We start from the raw sequence: 8,576 nt of genomic DNA, 5'->3' as shown, positions 1-8,576 counted from the left end.
CCTACAGCGCCCAGGACAAGACCTTCGACTTCCTGGCGGCCGGCCAGACCCTGACGGCGACCTACGCCGTCAGCGTCGATGACGGTCACGGCGGCACCAACAGCCAGAACGTGGTGGTGACTATCACCGGGACCGATGATGCTCCCGAAAATACGGTCCCAAGTAGCCAGTCAGTCGGCAAAAATGGCTCCTTGGTATTCAATGCGGCGCACAATAACCAGATCAGCATTTCTGATGTAGACAACACCAGCCACACAGTTACCCTTTCCGGAACGTTCTCTGGAGGATCGTTTACAATCACTCTAGGCAGTACAACTGGTTTGGCTTCTGTAACGGGCAACGGCACATCGACGGTGACTTTAAGTGGCACCGATTCAGCTATTAACAATGCGCTTTCGGGGATGCACTGGGACCCCCAAAATGGAAAGACGGGCTCTGGTTCGTTAACAGTCCAGACATCAGACGGAACCCTTTCAGCAACCAGCACAATAGGCGTCACGGTAAGTCCGGCTGGTATTGCGGGGAACCCAATCGATCTTGGTTTGCATGATGTGAACTCCGAGCAGCCCGTGACAATAGCAATCTCCGGAGTTCCGTTGGGCTGGACAGTCATCGGAGGCAATCAGGATGCAGAAGGCAATTGGAGCGTCCTGACTACTGACCCTGCTGGCATCAAAGTTCTGACTCCGACCAATTTTGTTGGAGCACAAGTACTCTCGATCATTCAAAGCTGGACCGATTCCTACGGGAATACTTACGACATACATCTGTTGGACAACGTTGAGGCCTACGCCCCCGGCTCGCCCATTTTCGCCTGGTCCGGCAACGACACCCTGACCGGCTCGAGCGGACACGACACGCTCGTGTTCTCGCAGCCGATCGGTAACGACGTGGTGCACAGCTTCGAGGTGTCATCGGACGTGATCGACCTGATCAGCTATGGCTGGCAGAGCTTTGCTGACGTTCAGACCCATACCACCGACGACGCCAGCGGCAATGCGGTGATCACGCTGGCCGCCGGCCAGACGATCACGCTCGATGGCGTCCATGCCGCGGACCTGACCGCGGCAAACTTCGAATTCGACGTGACCCCGACGACGGAAAATCCGGGTCCGATGACGATCGGCGATGGCGCGATGCTGCCGCTGTCGGGCATCATCGACAACACCGGCGAGATCGACCTTCAGGGCTTCGGCGATGACACGCTGCTGCAGCTGATCCAGACCGGCGTCACGCTGAAGGGCGGCGGCCACGTCAACCTCTCGGACGATGACCATAACATCATCGCCGGCACGGCGCCGGAAGTTACGCTCGACAATATCGACAACGTCATCTCCGGCGCAGGTCAGATCGGGCAGGGCAGCCTGACGCTGAGCAACGAGGGCACCATCGACGCCACCGGCACCCATGCCCTGGTGATCGATACCGGCGCCAACGTGATCGCCAACGCCGGCACGCTGGAGGCGACCGGTAGCGGCGGGCTGGTGCTTGACAGCGCAGTCGCCAACAGCGGCCTGATCTGGGCCAATGGCGGCTCCGTCACCGCCATGGGCGAGGTGACCGGCAGCGGCAATGCGCTGATCAGCGGGGCTGGCACCATCGAGTTCGGGGCAGCCTCGGCGGCAAGCGTTACCTTCGACGCGACTGCGGCGGGCCATCTGATTCTGGATGATGCCTTCCACTTCTCCGGTACGGTGAGTGGTCTCGATGGCAATGACGACATCGATCTCAAGGGCATCAGCTTTGGCGCCACCACGTTGAGCTTCACAGAAAACGAAAAGGGGACCGGCGGCACCCTGACGGTGTCGGATGGTGCTCACACGGCAAACATCGTCCTGCTCGGCCAGTATGATCCGACGGGCTTTAACGAAAAGGCGGACGCAACGAACGGCACGGTTATCAGCTATGATCCGCACCACATCGCCTGAGCGACACACTGGCGTTTGCCTGGGGCAAACGCCAGCGGACGATACCGTTAACAAGGAGGCAGGAGCAGCGTCGGACCGCCGCACGGTAAGGGTCAGCTCACGCGCGTGTCGCTTCAAAGCGGATATCCTGTTCATTCGGAAAAATGAAAGGCCGGTAGATTTACTGTCTTTGGCGTTTTGTGGCCCTGACAGCTTTTCCTTGGGCCAGAGGCCATGTTAGAAAGCCTGGGCAAATTTGATTTAATTGTAAGTTTTGGCGTCCGATCTAATTTTCGGCCAGCGCGATAGGGGGGCGGTTTTTCCGCCAGATAGTTGGGTGATTGTTCCGCGTAAGAAGCCGGACGAATTCCGACAATTACTGGGAGCCTGCAGGGGCTATTTCGCCACGGCCGCAGTGTTCAGCCTGGCCATCAACCTGCTTTATTTGGCCGGCCCGCTCTACATGATGCAGGTCTATGATCGCGTGATCTCGAGTGCCAGCGAGATCACGCTGTTGATGCTCACTATGGCGCTGTTGCTGGGTTACGGCGCACTTGCAGGTCTCGACGCGGTCCGCGCGCGCGTCCTCGCGCGGGCCAGTGTTCGCCTGGACCGTCAAATCGCACCGCGTGTGATGACCGCCGTGATCGATCGCTCGTTGAGAAGTGGCAGCACCCGTAGCCAGTTGCTGCGCGATTTCGACACCTTCCGTCAATTCATCACCGGCGCCGGAATTCACGCCGTCTTCGATCTGCCCTGGGCGCCGATCTACATCCTGGTCATTTTCGCGCTGCACCCGTTCCTCGGCGCATTTGCGCTGGCCTGTTGCATCATTCTGGTCCTGATGGCCCTTCTCAATGAGTGGGTGGTCAAGGTGCCGCTCTCCGAGGCCAACGAGGCGGCCAGCCGGAGCTACAACTTCACCGAGATGAGCCTGCGCAACACCGAAGTGGTGCGTGCGATGGGCATGACGGCCGGTCTGCTGCGACGCTGGAGTCGCGACCGCATTCGGTTGATTGAGCGGCAGGTCACTGCCAGCGACCGTGCCGCCACCATGCAGAGCATGATCCGCTTCTTGCGGCTCTCCATGCAATCCTTGATTCTGGGGCTTGGCGCCTATCTCGTCATCGAACGTCTCACCACCGCCGGCGCGATGTTCGCGGCGAGCATTCTGCTCGGTCGTGCGCTCCAGCCCATCGAGCAGATCGTCGGGTCGTGGCGCGGCCTTGTCTCAGCCCGCGGTGCCTTCCTGCGGCTGCGCGAGCTGCTGGCCGCTCATCCACCGCGTGAAGCGGGGTTGAGCCTGCCGCGCCCGGAGGGACAGCTTTCCGTCGAAGCTTTGTCCTTCGCGGCGCCGGGGACTTCAAAGCCTATTCTGCGCGGGATCGCCTTCCGGATTGATCCGGGAGAAGTGCTGGGCATCATCGGACCGTCCGGCGCCGGAAAATCCACGCTGGCGCGTCACCTCGTCGGCGTACAGGCGCCTTCGGCAGGCGTGGCGCGCCTCGATGGCGCCGATATTTCGAGCTGGATCAGGTCGTCATTGGGCCAGCACTTAGGTTACCTTCCACAGGACATCGAGCTGTTCGCCGATAGCGTTGCAGCCAACATCTGCCGCTTCAACGACGGCGACGACAGTGCGATTATTGCTGCAGCAAAACTGGCCGGGGTGCATGAAATGATCGTGCGACTGCCCGAGGGTTACGATACCCAGGTCGGGGAGGGGGGTGCAATCCTCTCCGGGGGCTATCGCCAGCGCATCGGCTTGGCACGCGCCGTCTACGGCAATCCGAGCCTGGTCGTGCTTGATGAGCCGAGCTCGAATCTCGATTCAGATGGCGATGCGGCACTCGCCCATTGCATCCTGCAGCTCAAGCAACGTGGCAGCACGGTCGTGCTGATCTCGCACCGGCCTGCCACAATTGGCGTCTGCGACAAGATCCTGGTGCTGCGTGAGGGTGTCGCCGAGATGTTCGGTCCGCGCAACGAAGTCTTGGCGCGCATGACGCGGCCGGTGCCGGTCCCTTCTGTTCAGGCAGCGGCGAGTTAGGATGCATGGCATGGCTCTGTTGGATGCCGCAAACCGCGTAAGGACGCCGACGTTGGGAGTGACCCGCCAACACAACGGGCCGCATGACTCGATCCGCGGCATTGCTCTCGTAGGATGGCTCATCATCGCGGTGTTTTTCGGCGGCTTCGGGACGTGGGCGCTGACAGCTCCGCTCAATGGTGCCGTGGTCGCGAATGCCGTGATCAAGATCGATGGCAACCGCAAGAGCGTCCAGCACCTCGATGGTGGCATCGTCAAGGAATTGCATGTCAGGGAAGGCGAGCGCGTGCTTGCCGGCGATCTCCTGATCGTACTTGACGAGACCCAGGCCCGCGCCGAATACGAGGTGCTGACGCAACAATATGCCGTGCTGCGGGCAACGGAAATCCGGCTCCTGACCGAGCTCGAGCATGGCTCCGAGCTCCGGATGCCTCAGGATCTGAAGGCGCGCACTGATCCCTATTTGAAGAGTGTCTGGAACGGACAGCTCAGTCAATTCCAGAGCCGGCGGGCTTCGCTGGAGGGACAGCGAAGTGTGATCCGGGAAAAGATCAATCAGCTTGTCTCGCAGATCGTCGGCGCGGAGGCGCAGGTCAAATCGTTCACCGACCAGATTAACTCGGTGCACAAGGAGGCCAGCGATATTGCGCCGTTGGTCACTCGGGGTCTGATCGCGCGGCCGCGCATCCTGCAACTTGAGCGCACCGCCTACGGTCTTGAAGGCCAGATTGCGGATGCAAACGCGAATATCGCAAAGGCGCGGCAGGCGATCGCCGAGCAGGAACAGCAGATCGCGCAGCTCGACAACGACCGGATGACCGACGTCACCAAGGACCTGCGCGACACCCAAGCCAAGCTCTTGGAAGTCATTCCCAAGGCGCTGAGCGCCAAGGCCGTTTTAGGCCGCATGGAGATCCGCGCGCCCTATACGGGCCGGGTCGTCGGATTGAGCGTATTCTCGGTCGGCGGGGTGATCCAGCGCGGAGACAAGATCCTTGACATCGTTCCGGACGAGGATTCGCTGACCATCGAAGCGCAGGTTGCTGTAGACGACATCAGCGACGTGCATCCCGACATGCGCGCGGAGGTTCATCTCACGGCCTACAAGCAGCGCATTGTTCCGATCATCCATGGCGACGTTATCCAGGTCTCGGCCGATCGCTTGACGGACCCGAAGACCAACGCGCCCTACTATACCGCTTTCGTGCGGATTGATCGGGACGAGCTCGCCGGCATGCCGAACATTCGGCTGTACCCGGGCATGCCGGCAACAGTGATGATCCCGACTGTGCAGCGGACGGCCTTTGAGTATATCGTTGGGCCGCTCGTGATGTCATTCAATCAGTCATTCCGGCAGAAATGATCGCCTGAGAAAGTGGTGCGCACCGGACCCGAAATAGGATAGCCGGCTGCTGCCTTCAATCATGAGCGGAAAGAGCTTGAACGTGTCGAAGCGGCACCGGCCCGTCTTGAGAGTGCTCCAGGGTTGCCTCGACAACTGATCTCGAAAAGCTCGAGAACTTAAGTTGGTTATGGCATTCTCGAATATCAAAGAACTTGACAAAGCTGAAGCTGACCCTCGAGTTCGTCGAGGCCGCGGTGTCCGCTAACGAGTCCAGGGACCGCGAGAAGCCGAACGGACCAAGCTTAGGGATTAAACGGTTGAAGGGCCCAGTCGAGCCTTTCTGTGCTGCTTTTTGCGATCACTTTTTGCTTTTCAACAAGGAGCATTCAACGTGGCGATGGGGACGGTGAAGTGGTTTAATCCGACGGGGGTACGGATTCGTTCAACTGGACGGGGACGGCGGACGTCTTCGTGCATATATCGGCGGTCGAGAAGGCAGGTTTTAACTCGCTACGCCGGAGCAGCATGCTTGGCGGAGCAAAGAACGATGCCAGGCAGGGAGGAAGGCTCAACGCTTTGATCCTCCTCCCTGTGGATTCGGGGGCATCAAAGCACGCACCCGCACCGGGCGGATTTGGCATAGGCCAAGAGCCTAGCATCGATTTTCGGATTGCGCGTGCAGAATTCATCGATGACGGCGGCAACCTTCTCCTGGTGCCGCGGCTGCCAATGCCCCAGTCCGTGCAAGGCACTCTCCTGGCAGGCGAGTGAGTCGAGGTGAAGGATACGCTCCATGGTGCTCAGCGCACAGTCATGGAGAATTGACAGGTCCGGATCGCCGGCCAGCGCCAAAGAGGGAAAAACATCCCACCACATGTAGCAGAGGCTGTTGAGCGGCCCGGCATCGACCTCGCTCAGGTGCGATAGATGTGGGGTGCAGCGCGGCTTGAACAGTCGATCGAAAAGGTGCCCGATCGCCTCGACGCTGCGAATGCGCTCCCTAACCGGCACCTCGGTCGAGCAAAACCATCCGCTGTCGCCGGATGCCATCGTGTTGACAAGGTAAGTCAGGCCTTGAGCGATTTGGCGATCAGCGAATCCTTTCAATGCCGGCGCTGGCTCTTCGAATAGCCGAGTGAAATAGGCAATGGCCTGAGCTGGCGGTGGATCCCACCAATCGTGATCGGGATCGAAATACCAAGCGGCCTGCTGAAAGCGAACTTCGTGTCCAAACGCATGCTCAAGCCATTCCTCAAAATTGAGCTCTTGCAGGCGCATCACAAGGACCCCGAGCGACCAAGTCCACAGACCAGATTTTCTTGGTGAGTTCAGCGAACCGGCGCTCGCAGAATGACGAGCACCATCCGCCCCCTAATGCAACGCGACAGATCGATCCTTGGCCTGCCGGATGCCGCCGGCAAGTGCTTTTGCATATAGCGCGCGCGCCTTCGTCACATCGCCGCGTGTTCCGTGGGTCTTCCACGCCGAAAGAACGAGAGGATCATATGTCTCCGCAAGCATGAAGCTCGCCTGTACGCTACCGGTCTCAACCGCGCGCTCGAGTACGATCCGCGCTGCGCCGATATCCCCTTGGCCGAGCAGGGCGCTGGCGCGCGCCAGCAACCTGGCCGCTTCCGGACTGCCTTGCGCTTCACCGACCAATGGCTGCTCGGTCGCAATCGTCTCCGCGGCTTGAGTCACCTCAGCGATCTGGCTGTTCGACGCACGTTCGACTCGCGCCCCGATCGTGGGCTGCGTCGGTTCGCGCCCCGGTGCCGACGCCTCAGCCCGCTCCTTCTTCAGAGGTTCTCGCAGCTCTGCCGTCTCGGTCTCGGCGGCCGTCTTCACCTGCACCGCCTCGTCACCGGTCTTGCTTGACAGCGCCAGCTGGGTCTCGAGGTCCCGCCGCGCCATCGCAAGCTCGCCAGTCAGCGTCTCGGCTCTGTCGTGTTCTTTCTGCAGAGACTGTCGCAGCTCTGCCGTCGCGCTCTCGGCGGCCTTCTTCGCCTGCAGCGCCTCGTCACCGGCCTTGCTTGACAGCGCCAGCTGGGTCTCGAGGTCGCGCCGCGTTCTCGAAAGCTCGGCAGTCAGCGTCTCGGCTCTGTCGCGTTCCTTCTGCAGCGACTGTCGCAGCTCCGCCATCACGCTCTCCGCGGCCTGACTGAGCTGCGGCGCCTGATCGCGCGTCTTGTTCACCTGCGCTACCTGCATCTCACTGCTCTGCTCCGCCCTCGCCAGTTCATTTGCTAGGGCCTCTGCGCGGCGCCGCTCGTTTTCAGAAGACTGTTGCACTTCCGGCTGCATTGCCACCGCAGCTTGCTTATCCTGCGCAGTATCCGGCTGTGCCTGTGAGATGGCTCGGTCGGCTTGCTGATCAAGAGCCAGATCCCGCGCCGATGAATCGGCTTTCTGCAGGTCTTGGCTTGCGACCTGTATTTCTTGCTTGACGGCCTCCCCACTTGCTGTGCCAGGCCTGACGTTATCCTGCTCACCGCTGTATCGCGTCACATAGGCGACCAACTCGGCGTGGAAATACCAGCCGATGAGCGATGCCCCAACCATCACTGCGGCGATCGAGGAGACGGCAAACCAGCGCCGCGCGGCGGGTCCGCGCTCCGGTTTGCTCTGAGCGGCCTGCGCTTCGACCCGGACGCCAGTGACTGGGTCCGTGTTCGCAACCTGACGAGTTAATTCCGTCGCCCTCGCGCGCGCAGCCAGGCCCGCGGGAAAACAAAAGGGGCGGGGCTCTAGCGACGCCGGGCGGGCGATCGATCCAGTTTCCTTTGGCGGAACAAATTCATCTTGCAGAATAAATTCATCACCTTCCTCTGGGAGATGCATTGTTTGCCAATGCGTCGGCGTGATCTCGCTTGGCTCGCCATTTTCCCTAACCCACCCACGCCCCTTCGCCGACCACTGACCAAACTCGAAGCGTCCGCTTATGTCATCCTCGAGAATGACAAATTTCCCATCCCTTGGGGCGGTGTCGATCGGGTGGCGCATGTAAACGACGCCTATTTGAAGCAGTTATTCAATTCTCAAGAAAAACTTCGTGAATGCACAAAGCCTACTCCACCGCCTCAAAGGCCTCAAGATACTAGTCATCAGGAGGTGGGCCTCGCATCGCGGACGTTGATATCTGATTGGCTGTCAGATGCCGCGATTAACAGCGCTCACGCCCGCGAAAGGTTCTTCAAAGATTTGAAGGCGCGCGTGGCGCTGCGGAAAGCGCGGATGCCTTGGGCAAAAAACTCGAATGGATTAACTCGAATGG

The 8,576-nt window shown here is 60.2% G+C and carries 5 protein-coding genes and 1 pseudogene; 4 read left to right on the top strand and 2 right to left on the bottom strand.

Annotated features, from left to right (window positions below):
• The 4 genes and pseudogenes from Q2941_RS49360 to Q2941_RS49345 form a co-directional block, all read left to right on the top strand.
• On the top strand, positions 1–1,928 hold a 1,928-nt coding region (locus Q2941_RS49360), incomplete at its 5' end, for a VCBS domain-containing protein (RefSeq protein WP_458197211.1).
• A 316-nt stretch (positions 1,929–2,244) separates the two neighbouring features.
• Positions 2,245–3,957 carry a type I secretion system permease/ATPase gene (locus Q2941_RS49355; protein ID WP_458197210.1) on the top strand — a complete coding sequence of 571 codons (1,713 nt, stop codon included), beginning with the start codon at positions 2,245–2,247 and terminating at the stop codon, positions 3,955–3,957.
• 10 nt (positions 3,958–3,967) lie between these two features.
• Positions 3,968–5,320, top strand: a complete 1,353-nt coding sequence (locus Q2941_RS49350; protein WP_458197209.1) for an HlyD family type I secretion periplasmic adaptor subunit — start codon at positions 3,968–3,970, stop codon at positions 5,318–5,320.
• A 373-nt stretch (positions 5,321–5,693) separates the two neighbouring features.
• Positions 5,694–5,813 (top strand): annotated as a pseudogene (locus Q2941_RS49345) (cold-shock protein); the annotation flags it as partial.
• Between the two features lie 95 nt (positions 5,814–5,908).
• On the opposite strand, the gene Q2941_RS49340 reads toward Q2941_RS49345, so the two are convergent.
• Complete coding sequence (locus Q2941_RS49340; RefSeq protein WP_458197208.1) at positions 5,909–6,580, bottom strand: hypothetical protein; 672 nt, start codon at positions 6,578–6,580, stop codon at positions 5,909–5,911.
• A gap of 93 nt (positions 6,581–6,673) precedes the next feature.
• Positions 6,674–8,305: a coiled-coil domain-containing protein gene (locus Q2941_RS49335; RefSeq protein ID WP_458197207.1), complete on the bottom strand. Its 1,632-nt coding sequence runs from the start codon at positions 8,303–8,305 to the stop codon at positions 6,674–6,676.
• Positions 8,306–8,576: the final 271 nt, after the last annotated feature.

The organism is Bradyrhizobium sp. UFLA05-153 (assembly GCF_054185185.1).
This window is presented reverse-complemented; position numbering and strand designations above follow the sequence as displayed.